19 protein-coding genes are annotated in these 23,029 nt (G+C 63.5%); 10 read left to right on the forward strand and 9 right to left on the reverse strand.

Annotated elements, in window-relative coordinates:
• Positions 1 to 212: 212 nt before the first annotated feature.
• The 3 genes from ATY75_RS23490 to ATY75_RS23500 all read right to left on the reverse strand — a co-directional run bounded on the left by ATY75_RS23490 (position 213) and on the right by ATY75_RS23500 (position 5,682).
• A complete protein-coding gene (locus ATY75_RS23490; RefSeq protein ID WP_088939423.1) occupies positions 213 to 2,429 on the reverse strand; it encodes a 3-hydroxyacyl-CoA dehydrogenase NAD-binding domain-containing protein in 2,217 nt (738 codons plus the stop codon).
• 145 nt (positions 2,430 to 2,574) lie between these two features.
• On the reverse strand, positions 2,575 to 3,783 hold the full coding sequence (locus ATY75_RS23495; protein ID WP_088939424.1) for an acetyl-CoA C-acetyltransferase: 1,209 nt from the start codon (positions 3,781 to 3,783) through the stop codon (positions 2,575 to 2,577).
• Between the two features lie 102 nt (positions 3,784 to 3,885).
• A complete protein-coding gene (locus ATY75_RS23500) occupies positions 3,886 to 5,682 on the reverse strand; it encodes an acyl-CoA dehydrogenase C-terminal domain-containing protein (protein WP_088939425.1) in 1,797 nt (598 codons plus the stop codon).
• 239 nt (positions 5,683 to 5,921) lie between these two features.
• Here ATY75_RS23500 and ATY75_RS23505 point away from each other — a divergent pair, with 239 nt between their 5' ends.
• From ATY75_RS23505 to ATY75_RS23535, 6 genes are all read left to right on the forward strand, one after another.
• Positions 5,922 to 6,611, forward strand: coding sequence for a DNA-3-methyladenine glycosylase I (locus ATY75_RS23505; RefSeq protein WP_088939426.1), 690 nt, complete (start codon positions 5,922 to 5,924; stop codon positions 6,609 to 6,611).
• Positions 6,612 to 6,681: 70 nt separating this feature from the next.
• Positions 6,682 to 7,047 (forward strand): VOC family protein, encoded by a 366-nt coding sequence (locus ATY75_RS23510; RefSeq protein ID WP_064836382.1) that lies wholly within the window; start codon positions 6,682 to 6,684, stop codon positions 7,045 to 7,047.
• 327 nt (positions 7,048 to 7,374) lie between these two features.
• Complete coding sequence (locus tag ATY75_RS23515) at positions 7,375 to 11,178, forward strand: peptidoglycan-binding protein (protein WP_088939443.1); 3,804 nt, start codon at positions 7,375 to 7,377, stop codon at positions 11,176 to 11,178.
• Positions 11,179 to 11,619: 441 nt separating this feature from the next.
• On the forward strand, positions 11,620 to 12,543 hold the full coding sequence (locus tag ATY75_RS23525) for a sulfite exporter TauE/SafE family protein (RefSeq protein ID WP_049732336.1): 924 nt from the start codon (positions 11,620 to 11,622) through the stop codon (positions 12,541 to 12,543).
• The gene (locus ATY75_RS23530; RefSeq protein ID WP_088939427.1) at positions 12,543 to 13,343 is read left to right on the forward strand and encodes a TIGR02186 family protein; all 801 of its coding nucleotides are present in this window, start codon (positions 12,543 to 12,545) and stop codon (positions 13,341 to 13,343) included. Before ATY75_RS23525 ends, ATY75_RS23530 begins: the two co-directional genes overlap by 1 nt.
• 247 nt (positions 13,344 to 13,590) lie before the next feature.
• Positions 13,591 to 14,172, forward strand: coding sequence for a transglycosylase SLT domain-containing protein (locus ATY75_RS23535; RefSeq protein WP_088939428.1), 582 nt, complete (start codon positions 13,591 to 13,593; stop codon positions 14,170 to 14,172).
• Between the two features lie 225 nt (positions 14,173 to 14,397).
• On the opposite strand, the gene pdeM is transcribed toward ATY75_RS23535, so the two are convergent.
• The 3 genes from pdeM to ATY75_RS23550 form a co-directional block, all read right to left on the reverse strand.
• On the reverse strand, positions 14,398 to 15,123 hold the full coding sequence (gene pdeM / locus ATY75_RS23540) for a ligase-associated DNA damage response endonuclease PdeM (RefSeq protein ID WP_064841250.1): 726 nt from the start codon (positions 15,121 to 15,123) through the stop codon (positions 14,398 to 14,400).
• Positions 15,124 to 15,149: 26 nt separating this feature from the next.
• Complete coding sequence (locus ATY75_RS23545; protein WP_088939429.1) at positions 15,150 to 17,675, reverse strand: ligase-associated DNA damage response DEXH box helicase; 2,526 nt, start codon at positions 17,673 to 17,675, stop codon at positions 15,150 to 15,152.
• A 112-nt stretch (positions 17,676 to 17,787) separates the two neighbouring features.
• Positions 17,788 to 18,420, reverse strand: coding sequence for a YitT family protein (locus ATY75_RS23550; protein WP_064836374.1), 633 nt, complete (start codon positions 18,418 to 18,420; stop codon positions 17,788 to 17,790).
• A 130-nt stretch (positions 18,421 to 18,550) separates the two neighbouring features.
• Here ATY75_RS23550 and ATY75_RS23555 point away from each other — a divergent pair, with 130 nt between their 5' ends.
• Together ATY75_RS23555 and ATY75_RS23560 are read left to right on the forward strand one after the other, a co-directional pair.
• Positions 18,551 to 19,051 (forward strand): Rrf2 family transcriptional regulator, encoded by a 501-nt coding sequence (locus ATY75_RS23555; protein WP_088939430.1) that lies wholly within the window; start codon positions 18,551 to 18,553, stop codon positions 19,049 to 19,051.
• A 21-nt stretch (positions 19,052 to 19,072) separates the two neighbouring features.
• Complete coding sequence (locus tag ATY75_RS23560; RefSeq protein ID WP_088939431.1) at positions 19,073 to 19,534, forward strand: carboxymuconolactone decarboxylase family protein; 462 nt, start codon at positions 19,073 to 19,075, stop codon at positions 19,532 to 19,534.
• 506 nt (positions 19,535 to 20,040) lie between these two features.
• Here the strand turns inward: ATY75_RS23560 and ATY75_RS35495 are convergent.
• The 3 genes from ATY75_RS35495 to ATY75_RS23570 form a co-directional block, all read right to left on the reverse strand.
• A complete protein-coding gene (locus tag ATY75_RS35495) occupies positions 20,041 to 20,175 on the reverse strand; it encodes a hypothetical protein (protein WP_280950615.1) in 135 nt (44 codons plus the stop codon).
• 131 nt (positions 20,176 to 20,306) lie between these two features.
• On the reverse strand, positions 20,307 to 20,942 hold the full coding sequence (locus tag ATY75_RS23565; protein WP_088939432.1) for a YitT family protein: 636 nt from the start codon (positions 20,940 to 20,942) through the stop codon (positions 20,307 to 20,309).
• A gap of 210 nt (positions 20,943 to 21,152) precedes the next feature.
• Positions 21,153 to 22,085 carry a methyltransferase gene (locus tag ATY75_RS23570; RefSeq protein ID WP_088939433.1) on the reverse strand — a complete coding sequence of 311 codons (933 nt, stop codon included), beginning with the start codon at positions 22,083 to 22,085 and terminating at the stop codon, positions 21,153 to 21,155.
• Positions 22,086 to 22,243: 158 nt separating this feature from the next.
• Here ATY75_RS23570 and ATY75_RS23575 point away from each other — a divergent pair, with 158 nt between their 5' ends.
• Together ATY75_RS23575 and ATY75_RS23580 are read left to right on the forward strand one after the other, a co-directional pair.
• Positions 22,244 to 22,510, forward strand: coding sequence for a DUF6460 domain-containing protein (locus ATY75_RS23575; RefSeq protein ID WP_064836366.1), 267 nt, complete (start codon positions 22,244 to 22,246; stop codon positions 22,508 to 22,510).
• 1 nt (position 22,511) lies between these two features.
• Positions 22,512 to 23,009, forward strand: coding sequence for a CAP domain-containing protein (locus ATY75_RS23580; RefSeq protein ID WP_064836364.1), 498 nt, complete (start codon positions 22,512 to 22,514; stop codon positions 23,007 to 23,009).
• The last annotated feature ends 20 nt before the right edge of the window (positions 23,010 to 23,029 follow it).

Consider the following 23,029-nt stretch of genomic DNA (forward strand, 5'->3'; position numbering starts at 1 on the left):
CACTGTCACCACCCAGACACCAACACGCGACCATCCGAACGCAGCGCGCAATCGCCTGACGCTCGACTGCATCGGCCAGCCAAGATCGGCCAAAAACGCGCCAGATTCAAAAGCTTCACAAGCTCTGTGGGGGAGATGCCCGGCAGGGCAGAGGGGGCGGCCACGGCACAACGGAAAAGCTAGTCCCGTTAAGACCAAGACCGCGAAACGGCTTACGCCGCCGCTTTTGCCCCCGCATAGGGATCAAACCGCCCATAAAACGTCTCACCCTTGGCAGCCATGTCCTTCAGCAGCGGCGTCGGCTTAAAGTGATCTCCGTAAGCCGCCGCTAACTTCTCCGCCAGCTCCACAAAAGCCTTTGCGCCCATCCCGTCGATATAGCTCAGCGCCCCGCCGGTATAGGGCGCGAAGCCGAAGCCGAGGATCGAGCCGACGTCGGCTTCGCGCGGATCGATGACGATGCCTTCCTCGACGGTGCGGGCGGCTTCGAGCGCGATGGTGACGAGGAAGCGTTGCTTGAGGACGGCGATGTCGACATCCTCAGCTTTCTTCTGCGGGTAGAGGCTCTTCAATTCTGGCCAGAGCGACTTCTTCGCCGGTTTCGGCGGATAGTCGTAGAATCCCTTGGAATTCTTGCGGCCGAAACGGCCCTCCTTTTCCACCATGCGGGAGATGAGTTCCATATGCTTGGGGTCGATCGCCGTCTCACCGAGGTCGGCGGCGGTGGCCTTTAGGATCTTCAACGACAAGTCGATGGCGACCTCGTCGTTCAGCGCCAGGGGACCGACCGGCATGCCGGCCATCTTGGCAGCATTTTCGATCATCACGGGCGGCACGCCCTCGATCAGCATGTCGTAACTCTCAGACATGTAGCGCAGCACGCAGCGATTGACGAAGAAACCGCGGGTGTCGTTGACGACGATCGGCGTCTTCTTGATCGCGGCGACATAATCCAACGCGACGGCCAGCGCCTTGTCGCCGGTCTCCTTACCGAGGATGATCTCGGTCAGCATCATTTTTTCGACGGGTGAGAAGAAGTGGATGCCGATGAAATCGGCCGGGCGCCTGGAATTCTTCGCCAGGCCAGTGATCGGCAGGGTCGAGGTATTGGAGGCGAAGATCGCCCCTTCCGGCAGCACGGCTTCAACCGCCTCGATCACCGCTCTCTTCACCTCGCGATCTTCGAACACCGCCTCGATGACGAGACCGGCGGTGGCGAGACCGGCATAGTCGGCCGAGGGCGTGATGCGGGAGAGAAGCGCTGCGGCCTCGTCCTGCGTAAACCGTCCCTTACCAACGGAATCCTTGACGAGGCCTTCGCAGACGGCCTTGCCCTTGGCGGCAGCGTCCATGTCGCGGTCGATCAGCGTTACCGGGAGACCGGCGGCCGCCGTGACATAGGCGATCGACGCACCCATGAAACCGGCGCCGACGACGCCGACATGTTTCAGCTCGGTCTTGGGAATGCCGGCCGGGCGGCGGGCGCCCTTGCCGAGCTCCTGCATCGAAATGAACAGCGAGCGGATCATCGAGAAGGCTTCGCGGGTCTGCAGCACCTCGGTGAAATAACGCTGCTCGATCTTCAGGCCGGTGTCGAAGGGCACCTGCAGGCCTTCATAAACGCATTTCAGGATGGCGAGCGCAGCGGGGTAATTGCCAGAGGTTTCGCGGCGCAGGATTGCCGGAGCGGCCGGCCAGAGCTGGGCCGAGGCCGGCGTCCAGATGCCGCCGCCCGGCAGCTTGAAGCCCTTCTCGTCCCAGGGGGCGACCGGCTTCAGCCCGTCCTTGATCATCTGCTTGGCGGCGGGGATCAGCTGATCCGGCTCGACCACCTGATGCACGAGGTTCATCGCCTTGGCGCGGGAGCCGCTCAGCGACTGGCCTGTCGTCATCATCTGCAGCGCATCCTGGGCGTTGGCGAGCCGCGGCACACGCTGGGTGCCGCCGGCGCCGGGGAAGATACCGACCTTGACCTCGGGCAGCGCGATCTTGACGCTCTTGGCATTGGAGGCTACGCGGCCGTGGCAAGCAAGCGACAGTTCGAAAGCGCCGCCCATGCAGGTGCCGTTGATCGCCGACACCCAGGGCTTGCCGGAGGTTTCGAGCTTGCGGAACAGGCCGGACATGCGGCCGACGAGACCGAAGAGCGTCCGAACGGCGGATTCCGGGCTCTTTTCCTTCTCCTCCTGGTAGGAGCTGAACATCGACTTGATCATCGAGAGATCGGCGCCGCCGGAGAAGGAGGACTTGCCCGAGGTGAAGACGACACCCTTGACGCCGGCGTCGGCCGTCGTGGCGTCGATGATGGCGCCGAGTTCGGCCATCACCTCTGATGTGAAGACGTTCATCGATTTGCCGGGCATGTCCCAGGTGACAAGAGCGATGCCGTCGGCGTCGGTTTCGAGCGTGAAATTGGTGTAATTGCTCATCTTGGGAATTCCTCTCCCTGAATTCTCTTGGCGGTGAAGCCCCTCCCCCCTGTGGGGAGGGGTTGGGGAGGGGCTTCTCTTCGGCGGGAAGACCCCTCCCCTCGCTTTGCTCGACCCTCCCCACAAGGGGGAGGGTTAAATCCCGTCAAACGCGTTCGATAACCGTTGCCGTGCCCATGCCGGCGCCGATGCAGAGGGTTACCAGCGCGGTATTGAGATCGCGGCGTTCGAGTTCGTCGAGCACCGTGCCGAGGATCATCGCGCCGGTGGCGCCGAGCGGGTGACCCATGGCGATGGCGCCGCCATTGACGTTGATCCTGTCGTGGTCGATGTCGAAGGCCTGCATGTAGCGCAGCACGACAGCGGCGAAGGCTTCATTGAGTTCGAAGAGGTCGATGTCGCCAAGGCGCATGCCGGTCCGTTTCAACAGCTTCTCGGTGACATCCACAGGCCCGGTCAGCATCAGGGCCGGATCGGAGCCGATATTGGCGAAGGCCTTGATGCGGGCGCGGGGCTTCAGCCCCATGCTCTGACCGCCCGCCTTCGAGCCGAGCAGGACGACGCCGGCGCCGTCAACAATGCCGGAGGAATTACCGGCATGGTGGACATAGTTGATGCGCTCGATCTCCGGATGCGCCTGGATGCCGACGGCTTCGAAGCCGCCCATCTCGCCCGGCATCTGGAAGGAGGGGTTGAGCGAGGCGAGCGCCTGCATGTCGGTGCCCGGGCGCATGTGCTCGTCCTTATCCAGGATCGTCAGGCCGTTCTGATCCTTGACCGGGACGACCGACTTGCCGAACCAGCCCTGCTCCCAGGCATGTCCGGCGCGCTTCTGGCTCTCGACGGCATAGGCGTCGACATCGGTTCTGCTGAAGCCGTATTTGGTGGCGATGAGATCGGCCGACACGCCCTGCGGCATGAAATAGGCCGGGAAATTCACCGAAGGGTCCATGAACCAGGCGCCGCCCGACATGCCGAGGCCGACGCGCGACATGCTTTCGACGCCGCCCGCGATGACGATGTCGTCGGCGCCTTGAGCGATCTTGCCGGCGCCGAAATTGACGGCATCGAGGCCGGAGGCGCAGAAGCGGGAGATCTGCATGCCGGGCGCCTTCGTCGAATATCCGGCTTCGAAGGCGGCGGCCTTGGGGATGACGGCGCCGGCATCCATCACCGGATCGACGCAGCCCATGATGATGTCGTCGACCGTCGCGGTGTCGAGCCCGTTGCGGTCGCGGATCGCTTCCAGCGTCTTGGCGGCCAGGCGGACGGACGGCACCTCATGCAGGGCGCCGTCCTTCTTGCCGCGGCCGCGCGGCGTGCGGACGTGGTCGTAAATGAAAACCTCGGTCATTGTCTCGTCTCCCTGGCGGCAATCTATCTTGCCTCGAATCTTGGAAGGAGGAGAGAAGACCCCTCCCCAACCCTCCCCACAAGGGGGAGGGAGTCCGTTAGCTCAAAATGCTTCGGCAGCCAGCTCCATCATCGTCTCGGCGCCGGCTTCGATGCGGATCTTGCGCAGCGCGGTTTCCGGCATGATGCGTTCCATGAAGAAGCGGGCGGTCACCAGCTTGTTCTTCAGGAAATCCTCGCGGGTCGCGTCGCCCGATGCAAGGCCGTCCTCGGCGGCTTTCGCCATCTTCGCCCACATATAGCCGAGAACGACGAGGCCGAAGAGATGCATGTAATCGGTCGAGCCGGCGCCGGCATTGTCGGGCTTGGCCATGGCGTTCTGCATGAACCACATGGTCGCGGCCTGAACGTCGTTCAAGCCCTTCTTCAGGTGCTTGGTGAAGAAGGAGAGCTTCTCGTTGCCGCGGTTCTCCTCGCAGAAATCGCCGATCTCCTTGAAGAGGGCCATGGCGGCGCGGCCGCCGTTCAAGGCGAGCTTGCGGCCAACGAGATCGAGCGCCTGAATGCCGTTGGCGCCTTCATAGATCATGGCGATGCGGGCATCGCGGACATACTGGCTCATGCCGTGTTCTTCGATATAGCCGTGGCCGCCGAAGACCTGCTGGGCCATGACGGCATGGTCGAAGCCCTTGTCGGTCATCACGCCCTTGAGGATCGGGGTGACGAGGCCGAGAATATCGTCGGCCGTCTGGCGCTCCTTGTCGTCGGTGGCGCGGTGGGCGATATCGGACTTCAGTGCCGTCCACAGCAGGAAGGCGCGGCCGGCCTCGTTGAAGGCGCGGATGGTCATCAGCGTCCGGCGGATATCCGGATGAACGATGATCGGATCGGCTTTCTTGTCCGGTGCCTTGGGGCCGGACAGCGAGCGGCCCTGGATGCGGTCGCGGGCATAGGCGGCGGCGTTCTGATAGGCGACCTCGGAAATGGCGATGCCCTGCAGGCCGACCATCAGGCGGGCCTCGTTCATCATCACGAACATGGCGTTGAGGCCGCGGTTTTCGGCGCCGATCAGGAAACCCGTCGCCTCGTCGTAATTCATGACGCAGGTGGCGTTGGCGTGGATGCCCATCTTGTGCTCGATCGCGCCGCAGGTGACAGCGTTGCGGGCGCCGAGTGCGCCGTCCGCGCCGACCAGGAATTTCGGAACGATGAAGAGCGAGATGCCCTTGGTGCCCTCGGGGGCGCCTTCGATGCGGGCGAGCACCAGATGGACGATATTGTCGGCGAGATCATGCTCACCGGCGGAGATGAAGATTTTCTGGCCGGAGATCTTATAACTGCCGTCGGCCTGCGGCACCGCCTTGGTGCGCAGCATGCCGAGATCGGTGCCGCAATGCGGCTCGGTCAGGTTCATGGTGCCGGTCCAGGCGCCGTCCACCATCTTCGGCAGATAGGTGCTCTTCTGCTCGGCCGAACCGTGAACGAGGATCGCGGCGATCGCACCCTGCGTCAGGCCCGGATACATCATCAGCGACATATTGGCGGCGGAAGTATATTCGCCGACGGCGGTATGCAGCGTATACGGAAGCCCCTGCCCGCCGAATTCCGCCGGCACCGCAAGGCCGATCCAGCCGCCATCGCGATAGGCCCCGTAAGCCTCCTTGAAGCCCTTCGGCGTCGAGACGCTGGCGTCGTCGTGGCGCCTGCAGCCTTCCTGATCGCCGGAATAATTCACGGGAAAGAGAACTTCTTCGGCGACCTTGGCCGCCTCGCCGAGGATCGCTTCGATCATATCGGGTGTGGCGTCGGCAAAACCCCGCAGATTGTTGTAGCGTTCGAGGCCCAGCACGTCGTTCAGGACGAAGAGCGTATCGTTCACCGGGGCCTTGTAGACTGGCATCTCTCAAATTCCTCCCATTCGACTGCCGGGTCGCGCCGGCCTCGGGAACCGTCTTACAAAATATTGACGTTTGCGTAAACGTCAAATTCTACCGCTTTGCCGCCTTTCGCGAAAAAAATTGCAAGCGCGAATCCGCGGTTGCCGAAGGGTTGACGAGACGTCATCTCCCCTTCCTTGTCCATCGTGGAACAGCGTATAAGCAGAAACGTCTTTCAATCCGCAAATCAGGATGGCTGAAAGTGATCAGTTTCGAGGCGATAAGGCAGCGTGCGGAAGAGCGGAAAGGCGGCGCGGCAGCGCTGCAAGCAATGCTGGAGAAACATCGGCCGGATCACGAGACGCTGCGGGCCATGCCGGACGACCGCATCCTCGCCGACATGACCCGGCGTATCTTCTACAGCGGCTTCGTCCAGAAGGTGATCGATGCGAAGTGGCCGGGTTTCGAAGCGGCGTTTTCCGGATTCGATCCGGCAATGCTGAATATCGCGCCGGACGATTATTGGCACGATCTGACCTCGGACGAACGGATCATCCGCAACGGCGCGAAGATCATGGCGGTGCGCGCCAATGCCGCTTTCGTGAGGGAACTGGCGAAGGAACACGGCAGCGCCAGCGTCTTCTTCGCCGATTGGCCGCGGGAGGACCAGATCGGCCTTCTCGAACTGTTGAGCAAACGCGGCAGCCGGCTCGGCGGCATGACCGGGCAATATTTCCTGCGCGGCATCGGCCGCGACAGCTTCGTCGCCACGATGGATGTGCTCGCCTGCCTCAGATCGGCCGGCGTGCCGCTGTCCGCCTCCGGCACGGCGAAGAAGGACCAGCCGCTGATCCAGCAGGTCTTCAACGACTGGGCCGGGGAGACCGGCCTGTCCTTCATTCACCTCTCGCGCATCAGCGCCTATTCGATCGATGCGGGCGAGCCGCACTGAAATTCCGGCCTAACTTTCTAATTTAGAACAGAATAGGCTTCGGATCGTTGGAGCTGGCAGGGAGGAACCGATGCAGCGCCTGGACCATGTCACGATCGATACCCGCGATGCGCCTCGCATGATCGGCTTTCTGAAAGCCATTCTGGGCGTTGAGGAAGGCTATCGGCCACCTTTCAAATCGCCCGGTCACTGGCTTTATCTGGACGACCGGCCGGTCATCCATCTCAGCTTGACATCGCGCAGCAGCGATTTTCCGCCTGGTATCTTCAACCACGTCGCCTTCAGCCTTTACGAATTCGCCCCGGCGCTGGAGCGCATCAAGGCGAGCGGCTATCGCTACGAATATTACGATATCCCCGACACCGATCTCGGCCAGGTCTTCGTTTACGGCCCCGAAGGCGTGAAGATCGAGCTGCAGTATAAGCGGCCGGGCTGAACGCAGCGGCGCCCGCCCATCCGATGAATTGGCCGGCAATTGCCGGCAAAACGGCGTTTGCAACACAAACGTTAAAAAATTCTCATCAATATTAACGGCTTGTTTACCACGTTTCGTGAAAGGTGCGGATTGAGCAGTAGCAATCCGCATTCCTTCTCCCAGTCTCGCGTTTGTCAGGGATGCCGCTACATCGTTCAGCTTGAGGAAAGTCTAATTGACTAACTTCTGATGAAGGATGCTCCGGTCGGCGTGAAGACGCTGGCCACAGACGGAAAAGCCACGGATCGAGCTCTGACGAGAGGTCGAGCAGTCGAAGCGAGCAAGAAGATGAACGGATCGCGATCAAATCCTTCCCGGCAGTCCGACAGGACTTCGCTCGATGCGCTGAACCGCACGATCGAAGGGCTGGAGGCGCGCATCGAGGGGCTGATGGGCAGCGGGCGCGAACAGCGGCCGCGCACAGCAACGGCCGAGCGCGATCCCTACGCGACCGCCAATGCTCCGCGCCCGGCAAGGGCGCCGCTCGAACAGCGGCCGGATCCGCTCGCCGAAATCCGCCAGCGCCAGCGCGCCCTCGAAGCCGGCCGCGAGCGGCCCTACACACGCGAGCCGGCCCCGCAATTGCGCGACCCTGCGCCGCGCCCCGCACCGCAGCCGGCAGCGAGCTTCCGCGCCGGCGACGACACGATGACGGAGATCGCCCAGGCGCTCGTCAACCTGCGCCAGGACCTGAAGCGCGACATTTCCGAAGGCGTCACCCGCGAGATGAACGCGCTGCGCGCCGAACTGCGCGAGATCAAGACCAATGCCGGAGACGGCCGTTTCGCCGACGATATGCGGGCCGACATGGGCCGCCTTGCCCAGAGCATCACCCAGCTGACGGGCCGCGCCGCCGGACCTGAAGCTGCAGGCCTGCGCGAGGATTTCGAGGAGCTGCGCTCGCTGATGGACGGGCTGGCGCGCGAGGATTCGCTGCGCCATATGGAAAACCGCTGGGACGGCTTCGAAAGCAGGCTTGCCGCACTCGATACCGAGGGGTTGCAGGAAGAGCTGGTTTCGCTCGCCTACCGGCTCGACGACATCAAGCGCCATATCGGCGGCATGGGCGAAAGCCCGGCGGTCAGGGCGCTTGAGGACAAGCTCATCGCCATCGCCACGGCGATGGAGCAGTTCGGCAACATGATCCAGCCGCACGACCGGGTGATGTCTGAACAGTTCGCCGCCATGGACATGCGGCTCGACGAGATCAGCCGGGCGATCGCGGCCAGCGGACGCGCGGCCGCCGCCAACGATCCGGCGCTGATGCAGCGGCTGGAAGGCCGGCTTTCGGCGCTGGCCGATCAGATCGACCTGATGAACCATGATGCTGCCAACCGCGTGAACCCGGCCGATGAGCTGGCGATGCGGCTGGAGGCGCTGACATCCCGCGTCGAGGAGCTGACCAAGGCGGAAGCGACGTCGCGGCTCGACGAACGGCTGGAACATCTGTCCTATCTGCTGGAACACACGCAAAAGGCCGCGCCGCAGCCGGATCTCACCGGACCGCTTTCCGACATTTCCCGCAAGATCGACGCGCTCGAAAACGGCGCCGTCAACGACGTGCTGGCGCAGCGGCTCGATCATCTCGCCCGGCGCATCGACGAGATGGCCTATCAGCAGCCGGCACCCGCCGCGGCGGTCGACGACGGCGCCTTCCGGCGTCTGGAAGGACGGCTGAGCGACATCGCCGCCCGGCTGGAAGAGAGCACGGCGGCGGCGCCGACCGATCCGCGCGCCCTGAAGAATCTCGAAGACCAGATCGCCAATCTGTCGGCGCTGATGAGCGAGCCGCGCGAAAGCGCTGCGATCCCCGCCGATCTCGACCGGCGCATGGGCGCGATCGAAGATTATATGGCGACCAGCGACGAATATATCATCGAGGCGGCGCGCCAGGCGGCCGAGGCCGTCGTCGAGGCCTATTCGCGCAATGGCGCCGCCCAGGGCGGCGTGCCCGCCGCCGACATGTCGGCGCTGACGGCGCTGGCCGAGGATCTGCGTCACCTCGAGGATATCAGCCGCGACAGCGAAGAGCGCACCCACAAGACTTTCAAGGCGCTGCACGAGACGCTGGTGCATATCGCCGACCGCCTCGACGGCATGGAAGAGCGCAGCGGGCGGATAACCGCCCAGATGCCGGTGGCCGATGTCGATTTCGATGTCGATCCCTATGCGCTGATGGTGGCCGAGGCCGAGATGAACAGCGCGCCGGCCGCTGCGATGACGGCTAAGGCCTCTCCTGTCATCCGCACCGCCGAGATCGCCGCCGAACCTGCCGCCCCGACGCAAGCCACCGCCATGAGCGGAACGAGCACAATCGCCATCGAAGCCGCGACCAGGACCCCGGAGGCTGCCGCGCCGACACAGGCATCGGCACAGGCATTGTCACAGGCGCCGGCAAAGGCCGGCCTGCTCGCCAGTCTCGGCAAGCGGCTGCGGCCCGGCAAGAAGGCCGAAAACCGGGCGGCCGAACGCCCGATGATCGACCCCGCGCCGTCGATCGATCCGACCGACGTGGTGCCGTCGGATGCATCCAACGAACTGCTCGAGCCGGGTTCGGGCGCACCCGACGTGAAAAAGATCCTCGAGCGCGTCCGCGCCAGCCAGAGTGCGGCACGCGGCAAACCTGCCGCCGAAACCGATCGCGCCGATTATATCGCCGCCGCCCGCCGTGCGGCGCAGGCGGCCGCGATGGAGGTGGACGCCAATCCGAAGCAGAGCGGGAAGGCCGAGAAGAAGGCTGCCGACAAGGCCGGCAAAATTTCCGACAAGACGGATAAGACGGGCAAGACCAGCGCCTTTTCGCGCTATCGGCGGCCGATCCTGCTGGCGGTCGGCGCCGTGCTGCTCGCGATCATGGCCTTTCCGCTTGCGAGAACGCTGACAAGCGGCGAGCGAGCGCCACAGCCGCCGGCCGAAGTTTCGGCCCTGACCGGGGCGACGGAAAACCCGCAGCCGGCCTTGCCGGAAGCGACGCCGGCCCAGCCGGACAGCAACGCCGTAGAAACAGCCGCTCCGGCAGCGGAAGCGACCCCACCCGCCGGCGAGCAGGCACAACCCGAGGCAACCCTACCGGCTGCCGGCGAGCATCTGACCGACGCGACGCCGCTCGACGGAGAAGGGGCCGCGACCTTTGCCCCCGGCGCCCCATCGGGTGCTGCGCAGGAGACATCGGGCTTCGTCGCGAATACGCCGACGGCAAGCGCACCGCAGGCCGCCATCGCCGTTCCCGACACCATCCAGCCGAAATCGCTTGCCGATGCGGCGCAGGGCGGCGATGCGCTGGCGCTGTTTGAGATCGGCGCGCGTTATTCGGACGGGCGCAACGGCATCACCGGCGATCAGAAACAGGCCGCAGGCTGGTACCAGCTTTCGGCCGACAAGGGTTTTGCACCGGCGCAATACCGGCTCGGCAGCATGTACGAGAAAGGCAACGGCGTCGAACGCGACATCGCCAAGGCCAAGGGCTTTTACGAACAGGCGGCAAACCAGGGCAATGCCAGCGCCATGCACAATCTTGCCGTGCTCTACGCCTCCGGCGCGCTTGGCCAGCAGGACTATGCGACGGCCGCCTCCTGGTTCACCAAGGCCGCCAACCTCGGCATCACCGACAGCCAGTTCAACCTGGCGATCCTCTGCGCGAGGGGCAACGGCGTTCCGGCCGATCTCGAAGAATCCTACAAATGGTTTGCGATTGCCGCCAAGGCCGGCGACAAGGATGCGAGCCAGAAGCGCGACGAAGTGGCCAACGCCATGAAGCCCGACCAGCTGGAGCGCGCCCGTGCCAAGGCCGATCTCTGGAAGCCGGAGCCGCTCGACCACCGCAGCAATACTATCGACATTCCCGACGAATGGGCGGGAACGGGCCTGAAGACGGCAAGCGTCGACATGAAAAAAGCGATTCGCAACATCCAGGCGATCCTCAACAATAACGGCTTCGACGCCGGAACGCCGGATGGCGAAATGGGCGCGAAGACAGTGTCCGCGATCAAAACCTTCCAGAAATCGATCGGCCAGGAGCCGGACGGCAAGGTGACCGACGCGACCGTCAAGGCGCTGCTCGAACGCAACAAGCAGGGAGCCAAGGCGATCTGAGGCACGGTGATTGATGCGGCCGGCATCGAGCCGGCCCCTCATCCGGCTGCCGCCACCTTCTCCCCGCACGCGGGGCGAAGGGCACCAACCGCGCCCTCTCCGTTTCCACCTCGCCCTCGCGGGGCACGTCCCCTCGCCCCGTTTACGGGGAGAGGGTTAGGGTGAGGGGCAACCATCCACGCCGCCTGGCGGCACTATGCCGCAAGGCTTTCCCCACTTTTTGGCCCCGCCCGTCATGCAATCTGAAAAAAGCCGGATTATGCCCGGACATATCGATCCGCGCATCGTCGAATCCTCTGCCACCGATCTCTCCGCCAATCTCTAGGGCTAATTGCGGGGCCGATCGAAAGCCTCTGGCAACGATTTCACAGTATGGTGCGCATTCGAACGGGGACGTGACAAAAACCGCCCGGCAGGAGCGGTCATCATTCGGGGTCGGCTGTGACAATCTATCTGCCCATCGCAGAATTGTCGGTGAACATCTTCATCATTCTCGGCATGGGAGCGGCCGTCGGATTCCTGTCTGGAATGTTCGGCGTCGGCGGCGGCTTTCTGATCACGCCGCTGCTGATTTTCTACAATATCCCCCCGGTCGTTGCCGTCGCCACCGGCGCCAACCAGGTCGTGGCGTCGTCGATCTCGGGCGCGATCACCCATTTCCGGCGCGGCACGCTCGACGTCAAGCTCGGCACGGTGCTGCTGATCGGCGGCCTGACCGGCGCCACGGTCGGCATCTGGATCTTCTCGCTGCTGCGCGCCATCGGCCAGCTCGATCTGATCATCTCGCTGATGTATGTCATCTTCCTCGGCACGGTCGGCGGGCTGATGCTGCTCGAGAGCATCAATGCCATGCGGCGGGCGGCGCGCAACGAACCGCCTGCGCCGCGCAAGCCCGGCCACCAGCACTGGGTACACAGGCTGCCGCTGAAGGTGCGCTTCAAGAAATCGAAGATCTTTCTCAGCGTCATTCCGATCGTCGCGCTCGGTTTTGCGATCGGCATCCTCACCTCTATCATGGGTGTCGGCGGCGGCTTCATCATGGTGCCGGCGATGATCTACCTCCTGCGCATCCCGACCAATGTCGTCGTCGGCACATCGCTGTTCCAGATCATCTTCGTCACCGCCTATACGACGATCGTGCAGGCGGCGACGAACTTTTCCGTCGATATCGTGCTCGCCTTCATCCTGATGGTGGCGGGCGTCATCGGCGCGCAATACGGCGTGCGCGTCGGCCAGAAGCTGCGCGGCGAACAGCTGCGCGCACTGCTCGGCCTGCTGGTGCTCGCCGTCGGCCTGCGTCTGGCGATCGCCCTGGTGGTGACGCCGGCCGACGTCTATTCGGTGGTGATGGGAGCCGGCAACTGATGCGCCTGCTTGCCGCCGTCATCACCTTTTTTTGCCTGCTGCCGGCGGTTGCCGGCGCGCAATGGCTGCCGGGGCAGTCGACAGAGGCGGTGCGCGAAGGGCTGGAGATCGGCACCTCGACCAGCGAAATCGCCATCACCTCGGATTTCCACGGCGCCGATCTGACGATCTTCGGGGCGCTGTCGAATACCGACCAGCTGCTGCTCGCCATCGGCCAGTATGACGTGGTCGTGGTGCTGGAGGGCCCGCGCCAGGATGCGACGGTGCGCAAGAAGGAGCGCGTTTTCGGCATCTGGGTGAATACGCGCTCGATGACCTTCGAATCGGTGCCGCACTCCTATTCGATGTCGAGTTCGCGGATGATCGACGACCTGACGACACCGCTCGAACTGACCGATCAGGGGATCGGCATCGATCACATTCCGCTGACGCCGGTCGGCTTCGTCGGCGACGGCAGCAATCTCGGCGAATTCCGCGAAGCCTTCCGGCGGCTGCAGCAAGGCGGCGGCTTCTACGACCGCAACCCGAGCGGCGTGCGCTTCGTTTCCTCCAACCTCTTCAAGGCGAGCCTGCGCCTGCCGGCAAATATTCCGAACGGCGTCCATACCGTGCGCGCCTATCTGTTCAAGAGCGGCAATCTGGTGACCGAGGAATCGCTGCCGCTGCGCGTCATCAAAACCGGCATCGAGCAGATGATCACCGACGCCGCCCATGGTCGGCCGATCCTCTACGGCTGCGCGTCCGTGCTGCTCGCCCTCATCACCGGCTGGGGCGCCAGCCTGATCTTCCGCAAGGATTGATCGGTTGGTTCCTGGGTGAAGACCCCTCCCCAACCCCTCCCCACAAGGGGGAGGGGCTTGGATGTCGCGCCGACATTATCCCTTTCACCGTCTCACCCGCAGAAGCGTTGGTGTTTGCCGTGGGCGGTGCCGCGCATAGCCCCTCCCCCTTGTGGGGAGGGGTGCCCCCAGAAAACTTCGTATTCGACTAAAAACCGGTCCTTAACATTTACGAGTTAGTAATCTCTCGGAAACGAGAGGTTTTGTCATGCGTACTCGTGTCATTCTGACCGCTGTGGGTCTCGCGCTGCTTGCCGGCTGCGCGACGGCGCCGAAGCAGACACGGAACATCTGCGCCGTCTTCGACCAGCGCGACGGGCTTTTCTCCAGCTGGCAGAGTGCGGCCGAACGGACGGAGAAGAAATACGGCGTGCCGGTGCCGATCCTGATGGCGACGATGTATACCGAATCCGGCTTCCAGCCCTATGCGCGGCCGCCGCGCACCAAGCTGTTCGGCTTCATTCCCTGGACCCGGCCTTCGACAGCCTATGGCTATTCGCAGGCGCTCGACGGGACGTGGGATCACTATCAGTCGCAGACGGGGAACTGGACGGCACGGCGGGCGAACTTCGCCGACGCGATCGACTTCATCGGCTGGTATCACGCCCAGAACAGCGCCGAGACCGGCATTCCGCTGAATGATGCCTATAATCTCTATCTCGCCTATTATTCCGGCCCGACGGGATATAAGCGCGGCGACTGGCGCTCGAACGGGCAATTGCAGCAGACCGCGCAGAAGTTCGCGCGGATGGCCGGAACGTATCAACAGCAGTTGCAGGGGTGTAATTGATTTAAGGGTGTGCCGCGAAAGCCCCCCTCTGGCCTGCCGGCCATCTCCCCCACAGGTGGGGAGATCGCAAGTGGCTTGAACGTCCTACCCATCTACCGTTGCGTCGTGCTGGACGCCAATTGTTTGGGGAAACCATCGCGGCCAGCCAATCTCCCCACCTGTGGGGGAGATGCCCGGCAGGGCAGAGGGGGGCTCACCCGGCACGCCCTATCCGAATAGCAATCGCTACCCCCGCAAATTCCCATACCGCACCGAATAAATCCGATCGCGCCCCAACAGATGCGCCACCAGCGATGCCTTGTCGAACAGGCCTGTCATCGCCTGATGGCCGAGATCCAGGCCGCCGCTCATGACGCCGAAGGCGGGCATCAGCAGGCGGGCGCCGTCGGTGGCGAAACAGGGGCGGCGGATCGATCTGTCGCGGCGGCGCACGGTCGCCGACGGGTGCAGATGGCCGGCGATTTCGCCGCTCTGCAAGCCGTTCCTCGGCTCATGGCGGAAAGTGAGGCCGGCATAATGCATTTCGTCGACGGAGGCGCCGGGCAGATCGACGACGCCGTCGGGATCGTGGTTGCCGTTGACCCAGATCCATTCGCGGCCGCGCGCCATGGCGACGATCAGCGCGCGAAAATTCTCCGGCAGGTGTTTGGAGCCGATGCGGTCATGGAAATTGTCGCCGAGCGAGACGACGAGCTTCGGATCATACCGCGAGATGACGGCGGCCAGCACGGTCAGGGTCGCCAGCGTATCATAGGGCGGCAGCATCATGCCGCGGCGGGCGAAGGCGGCACCCTTTTCCAGATGCAGGTCGGAGACGACGAGCAGGCCGGCATCCGGCAGGTAGAGGGCGCCGAGCGGATCGCAGACGGCGGCAATGCCGTTCACCGATGTCTCGATGCCGGGGATCGCAGCCAATCCAGATATGTCGCGCGCCAGCGCCAGGCGGTTCATCACTATCGTCGATTCCAAAACTATCATCAGGCCAAAGCCTCGGCGATCAGATCGTCGGCGGCTTCGGCGAGCAGCGCGTCATGGGCCTCGCCCGGCACCGCCTCGCGTCCGATCTCCAGCATGACCGGCACGGCGAGCGGAGAAATATGGTCGAGCGGGCGATGGGTGATGTGGCCCCTGATTCGCTTCAGCATATCGCCAAGACGGCCAATATCCAAAAGTCCGGTCGCCGCATCCTGGCGCGTCGCCTGCAAGAGGATGTGATCCGGCTCGTGGCTGCGCAGCACGTCATAGATCAGATCGGCGGAGACGGTGATCTGGCGGCCGCTCTTTTCCTTGCCGGGATGGCGGCGCTCGATCAAGCCTGCAATCACGGCGCAATTGCGGAAAGTGCGCTTCAGCAGGAAGGATTCGTCCAGCCAGGCTTCGAGATCATCGCCGAGCATGTCCTCGTCGAAGAGGTCGGAGAGGCTGAGACGGCCATTGCCGATCATCAGCCCCATATCCTCGAGACCCCAGACGGCCAGTGAATAATCGGTGGCGACGAAGCCGAGCGGCTTGGCGCCGACCCGCTCCAGCCGGCGGGTGAGCAGCATGCCGAGCGTCTGGTGGGCAAGACGGCCCTCGAAGGGATAGGCGACCATATAGAAGCGGCTGCCGCGCGGGAAGGTTTCGATCAGGAACTCGTCGCGCTTCGGCAGCATCGACTTGTCGTCCTGCAAGGACAGCCAATCGCGCACCTGATCCGGCAAATGGCGCCAGCGGTCGGGATCGGCGATCATCGCCCGCACCTGCTCGGCGAGATAGGTCGACAGCGGAAACTTGCCGCCGTTGTAGGACGGGATCTTCGGATCGAGCGAAAAGGCCTGCGAGGCCAGGCATTCGTTTTCGCGGATGCCCTCGAAGCGCAGCACCTTGCCGGAGAAGACGAAAGTATCGCCGGGCGACAATTGCTCGAGGAAATATTCCTCGACCTTTCCCAGCGTCGCGCCGCCGCGGCCGATCCGGCCGCCCTCGCCGCGCTTGACCATGCGGATATTCAGCATCGGGCTTTCGACGATGGTGCCGAGGTTGAGGCGGTATTGCTGGGCGACGGCCGGATTGGAGGCACGCCAGCGGCCCTCCTTGGTCTTGCGGATGCGGGCATAGCGCTCATAGGTGCGCAGCGCATAACCGCCGGTCGCGACGAAATCGACGATGCGCTCGAAGGTCTCCCAGCTGAGATCGGTATAGGGCGAGGCGCTGATGATTTCATCGTAGAGTTCCAGCATGTCGAAAGGTTCGGCGCAGGCCATGCCGAGCACGTGCTGGGCGAGCACGTCGAGCGCGCCGCGGCCGACGGGCGGCGTGTCCTGGGCGCCGATATAATTGGCGTCGAGCGCTGCCTGACACTCCATCACCTCGAAACGGTTGGCCGGCACCAGGATCGCCTTCGACGGCTCGTCCATGCGGTGATTGGCGCGGCCGATGCGCTGGGCAAGACGCGAGGCGCCCTTCGGCGCGCCGACATGGATGACCAGATCGACATCGCCCCAGTCGATGCCGAGATCGAGCGTCGAGGTGGCGACGACGGCGCGCAGCCGGTTTTCGGCCATCGCCGCCTCGACCTTGCGGCGTTGGGCGACATCGAGCGAACCGTGATGGAGGGCGATCGGCAGGTTGTCGTCATTGATCGTCCAGAGCTCCTGGAACAGCATCTCGGCCTGGCTGCGGGTATTGACGAAGAGCAGCGTCGTCTGGTGATCGAGAAGCTTGTTGTAGACATCGGGAATGGCATATTTGGCGGAATGGCCGGCCCAGGGAATGCGCTCTTCGGTCGACAGGATCGAGATATCGGGCTTGGCGCCGCCTTCGACGACGACGAGGCCGGCATGATGCTCCCTGCGCTCCTGCCCGCTACCCTCCTGCTGGGCGACAAGCCATTTCTGCAGATCCATCGGCTCGGCGACGGTCGCCGACAGGCCGATCGTCTGGAGGCCGGGGGCCAGGCGGCGCAGACGGGCAAGGCCGAGCGACAGCATATGGCCGCGTTTGGAGGTGACGAGCGAATGCAGCTCGTCGAGGACGACATATTTCAGATCCTTGAAGAAGCGCTCGGCCTCGCGGTTGGCGAGAAGCAGGGCCACTTGCTCGGGCGTCGTCAGCAGAATATCCGGCGGACTGAGCTTCTGGCGCTGGCGCTTGGCGTTCGGCGTATCGCCGGTGCGGTTTTCGACGGTGACCGGCAGGCCCATCTCCGCCACCGGCTTCATCAGATTGCGCTCGATATCGATCGCCAGCGCCTTCAGTGGCGAGACATAGAGCGTGTGGATGCCGGTGAAGGCGGAGCCGGGCTGAATCCTGCCGCGGCGGGTGAGATCGGTGAGCGAGGGCAGAAAACCGGCAAGCGTCTTGCCGGCGCCTGTGGGAGCAATCAGCAGCGTGCTTTCGCCGGCCTCGGCGCGGGCAAGCAGTTCCAGCTGATGGGCGCGCGGACGCCAGCCCTTTTCCGCAAACCAGCGGGTAAAGGCGGCAGGAAGCAAAACGCGGGCTTCGGAATCGATCTGGTCCACGCCCTGAAGGTAGTGAAAGCTCAGGGAAAAAGAAGAGCCGCCATCCGCTTACGCGCATGATGCCGAAAAGTGTGAGCGGTTTTCGGGCGACATCATGCGCTGCTTGCCTGATTTAGACTGCGATATAGCGGTCCTTGCGGTGGTTGATGGCGAGCGTGAGGTTGAACACGATGGCGCCGAGCACGGAGCAGGCGATGATCGAGGGGCTGGCGACGAGGAAGGAGAGCGCCAGGATGAGACAGTCGAAGCCGAGCTGGACGAGGCCGGCGCGCCAGCCGAGACGATCCTGGATATAGAGGGCGAGGATGCCGATGCCGCCGAGGCTGGCGCGGTGGCGGAAGAGCGCCAGCATGCCGGCGCCGATGACGAGGCCGCCGAAGAGCGCCCCGGCAATAGGATTGACGTGCCCAATGCCGATGAAGCCGGGCACGAATTCGGACAGCACCGAGGTCAACGCGATGGCGGCGAAGGTCTTGATGGTGAAGGCCGGCCCCATGCGGCGGAAGGCGAGATAATAGAAGGGCAGGTTCACGGCAAAGAAGCAGAGGCCGAAGCTGAAGCCGGTCGCATAATGGGCGAGGAAGGCGAGACCGGCCGTGCCGCCGGCAAGCAGTCCGGCGCCGGAGAGCAGCGAGACGCCAAGCACGGCGAGCATGCTGCCGGCGACGATGCCCTGGGCGTCGTCGAACAGCGAATGGCGGTCGGCGCTGGAGTTCAGAAGGCCTGTAAAGGCATTGGCTGCCATGATGTTCCCCTGTCGTTTTTCCCGTTTCTATCCGCCGTCGGGAGAAAGGCAAGCCGCCAGCCGCAAGGTCTGCTCTTGACAGCCGCTATAATCATGGATATCTTTTATCCACGATTAGGAGATTGCCTCGATGAAGATGAGCGATGGCGTGGAGCAGGCCATTCACAGCGTTGCGATGCTTTCCGGCCTTTCCGAGGGCGGCGTGCTGTCGGCCGCGGCCCTGGCGGAATTCCACGGGGTGTCGACGAGCTATCTGTTGAAACATCTGCAGGCGCTGTCTGGCGCCGGCATCCTCGATACGGTGCCGGGGCCGAAAGGCGGATACCGGCTGGCAAAGGCGGCGGAAGAGGTTTCGCTGCTCGATATCCTGCTCGCGGTCGAAGGACCGGCGCCGGCGTTCCGCTGCGCCGAAATCCGCCAGCGCGGGCCGAACCCTGTCTCCGATCGCTTCTTTGCCAAGCCCTGCAATATCAGCGCAGCGATGCTGCGGGCCGAACGGGTCTACCGGGGCGAACTCGCCAAGACCAGCATTGCCGATCTCGGCATCGAGTTGAATGCCCTCGACGACGGATCGATCGCAGCCAGAGGCTGCGCCTTCCTTGAAATCCATGAACGCAAGACGGCTCGCTGAGCCACAACAAAGGAGAAGATCATGCAACCGCGTTTCAACTTCGCCAAAGCCGCCCCCGATGCCTCCAAGGCGGTCGCCGCACTTGAGCAATATGTCCAGTCTTCCGGGCTGGAGCGCCGCTTCATCCACCTGATCAAGCTGCGCGCCTCGCAGATCAACGGCTGCGCCTATTGCGTCGACATGCATGTGAAGGAAGCCCGTCACGACGGGCTCTCCGAGCAATGGATCAACCTGATGTGCGTCTGGCGGGAATCGCCGGTTTATGACGCCCGCGAACGCGCCCTGCTCGGTTGGGTCGACGCCGTGACGAATATCGCCAAGACGGGCGCGCCGGACGCCGATTACGAGACGCTGAAGGCGCATTTCTCCGAAGAGGAGATGACGAAGATCACCGTGGCGATCGGCGCGATCAACATCTGGAACCGGCTGGCGGTCGGCTTTCGCTCGCAGCATCCGATCGATGCGGCAGTGAAAGCAGCTTGAGGCCGATGCGATAGAGGTGAGCGGGGGATGGAGAGGTCACGGCATATCCTCTTCTCGCCTCAGTCCAAGGAGCGGGTGAGACCGATGGCTCAACCAGGAAAGCGTGAGGCCACACGGTATCTCGTATAACCAGGAAGTGTGACGTGCCATCCGCTGCATCGACGGCGAGTTTGGCAAAACAGACCCCCAATCTCCGTCATCCCAGGCCTTGAGCCTGGGATCCATGGCCCCGTCTGACGGAGGCCAGCGTGGATCCTCGGGTCAAGCCCGAGGATGACGGAGTGTGGGGTGGTTTGTGGAGCAAGGACAGCGAGGAATAGGCGCACGGCGGCGATTTTTACGTGGGCTTATCAACCCCATCTGCCCTGCGGGCACTTTTGCTTGGACTAAGACACGTGGCTCGACCCAGGATGTGGCAATAGCCGAATGGAGAGCTGGGTGTCGGTGCGGGGGATGATGGCATCCCAACAACCGACCCGAAAATCTCGGGTCGGTTGAATATCCCGTTACTCGCGATCGTTCGTGGCGCGCACGGCAACGGCGTCAGGGCCTGTGCCCGAGAGGTCGATGCTGTTGAGCAGATCGCGGACGACTTTTGCGATTTCCTCTGCGGAAGCGCCCTTGGCGTATTCTTCCTGCATGCGGCGTCTCACAAGCTTTTCCAAATCTGACATAACTCACCTCATCAAATCCGGCGCGGGAAGAAGTGTTACGCCGGGACGGAATAGAGGCAAGTTACGTTTTGTTTAGAATGGCTTACGGATTTGTAATGTCAGAGCGCGATGTACCTGTCGGCGCGGTGGTTGATGGCGACGAAGAGGTTGAGGACGACGGCGCCGAGGACGGAATAGAAGACGGTGGGCGGCGTGGTGACGAAGAAGGCGGCGGCGAGCACGCAGAGGTCGATGGCGAGCTGGACGAGGCCGGCGCGGATGCCGAACCGCTCCTGCAGATAGACGCCGAGAATACCGACGCCGCCGAGGCTGGCGCGGTGGCGATAGAGCGCCAGAACGCCGAAGCCGAGCAACAGGCCGCCGAGAAGGGCGGCCCAGGCCGGATGGATGCTCGAAATGGAGAAGAAGCGCGACTGCACGTCTGATAGCACCGAGGTCAGGCCGATGGCGACGAAGGTCTTGATGGTGAAAGCCATGCCGAGACGCTTCCACGACAACCAGAAGAACGGCAGGTTGAGCAGGAAGAAGGCAAGACCGAAATTGGCGCCGAAAGCATAATGCAGAAGGAAGGCAACACCGGCGGTGCTGCCGGTCAAAAGCCCGGCGCTGGCGAGCACGTAGAGGCCGAGTGCGGCGACCAGGCTGCCGGAGAAGATGCCCTGCACGTCCTCGATCGGGGCATGGCGCGTGGCACTGGTATTCCAGAAGCCAAGGGCATTGATGAGCTGTGTCATGTCGCCAGTCTCCAACAGCAGACGCGTTCGGGAACACGTCCGGGGGAAGCCGGACGCGGTGGGTTTTTGGTTGTGAAATGAACAGGATCGCCCGGCGTTTTATCGCCGCGCTTTCTGCGGATAGCTGTGCAATATCAGGGTTCTGGCGTGCCGATCAAGCGAAATAGGTAAGCAATGCTGACCTAATAAGAAATCGCAAGAAATATTCGCTCATGCGGGTTTGCGCGTAAGAAACAGAATGCCGGCAACCGGTTTGCCGCCATCTTTGCGAATGACCGTCTTGACGATCTCGAGGATGTCGAAGCCGTGGCGGGCAGCGAGCTGCCTCACATAGGCTTCCGAATGGGCATAACGCAGCGACGGCGCGAGGTGGAAACCGCCGCTGTCCCCCGCATCCTCGACGGAAAAGGCGATGTCGGCGCCCGATGCAGCGAGGTCCTCGATGATGGCAAAGACGCTTTCGAGATTGCCGAGATACATCAGCACGTCGGCTGCCGTTACCAGGTCGGCGCGCCCACGCCCGGCCTCGGCAAAGAGACCGGAGAGATCGGGTTCCAGCGAGAGGTCGGCCTGGGCGAGGTGATCATAGATCCCTTTCTCCGCGGCCTTGGCCAGCATGTTCTGCGAGAGGTCGAAGCCCTCGAGGCGGGTGACACGGCCATGGATTTCCGGGCCGAGCAGGCCGGTGCCGCAGCCAAGATCGACGGCCAACCGGTAATGCCTGCCGGTGGAGGCGACGAGGGCGGCGAGCTTCTGCGGGACGGTGTAAGCGAGTTTTTCGACGAGCGCCGATTCGAAACGGTCGGCATAGTCGTCGAACAGGCGCTCGACATAGCGGCTCGGCGGTCGGTCGGGTGTCGCGGCGTCGCCGAGAAGGGCGAGCTTGAGGGCGGCGCCGAAAATATCTTCGGGGTCGAGCGCAAGCGTGTTGCGATAAGCCTCGATCGCCGCTTCGCCCCTGCCGGCCTTTTCGCGGTAACTGGCAAGACGATACCAGCCGGCCGCCCAGCCGGGCACGAGTTCGAGGGCCTGCTCCATCAGCTCGGCCGCCGCCGCCGGCTCGCCGCCCTCTTCGAGCATACGGGCATAATCGGCGCGGCGGTCGGCGATGACATCGCCGGAGGAAAGCTGGTGAGGCTGCATCGAGGAACCTGGTGTTGCCCGCATTCGGGGTTGGCCGGCATTTGGCGGCGGCCACAAAAAAACTCAAGTCCTATTTCAGAGGCGAAGCAGCCAATTCCGGAAAGGGCTTGCGGCCAGATCGCGGCAACCTTATTCCAAGGGCAAACAGGAGATGGCGCATGTCCGATCAGGTGAACAGGTTCCTCGGCGATTCCTTCGCCCGCACATTGATAAAGCTTGTGGTCGTGTCGCTGATCGTCGGTTTCGTCATGACCGTCTTCGGCCTGACGCCGTGGAACATCATCTATGGGTTCCGGGATTTTATCCTGGAAATCTGGCATCGGGGCTTTTCGGCGCTCGGGCGCGTCGGCGACTATCTCCTGCTCGGGGCGACGATCGTCATCCCGCTCTTCGTCATCCTTCGCCTTTTCAGCTATCGCCGGTAACATGACATCGATCGACCTTTCCAGGCGCAGCCTGCTCATCCTTTCCGGACTTTCGCTTGCCGCCGGCATCGCCGGCTGCACCACCACCCCGCGCCTTGCCGGCACGCCCTCGAACGGCGAAGACGAGACGGCGAGCGTATTGCCGCTCGTCAACCAGTTGCGGGCGAAAAACGGCCTGCCGCCGCTTCGCTCCGATCCGGCAGCAAGCACCGCCGCGCTCTTCCAGGCCAAACGCATGGCAAGCGCCGGCAAAATGGCGCATCTGATGGGGCTCACCGACAGTTTCGGCGCCCGCGTCAAGGCGAGCGGCGTGCAGCTGCCGGCGGCGGAGAATATCGCCTCCGGCCAGCAGAGCGTCGATGCGGTGGTGACCGCCTGGATCAACTCGCCGCATCATCTGGAAAACATGCTCGGGCGTTATGACGGCCTCGGCGTCGCCGTCGCCCATAATGCGTCTTCCCGAAACCTGCCTTATTGGGCCATGGTGCTGTCAAGCTGAGGCGATTCGGCCTCGATATG

Origin of the sequence: Rhizobium sp. N122, assembly GCF_002211295.1 — a bacterium.
Taxonomy (GTDB): Bacteria; Pseudomonadota; Alphaproteobacteria; order Rhizobiales; family Rhizobiaceae; genus Rhizobium.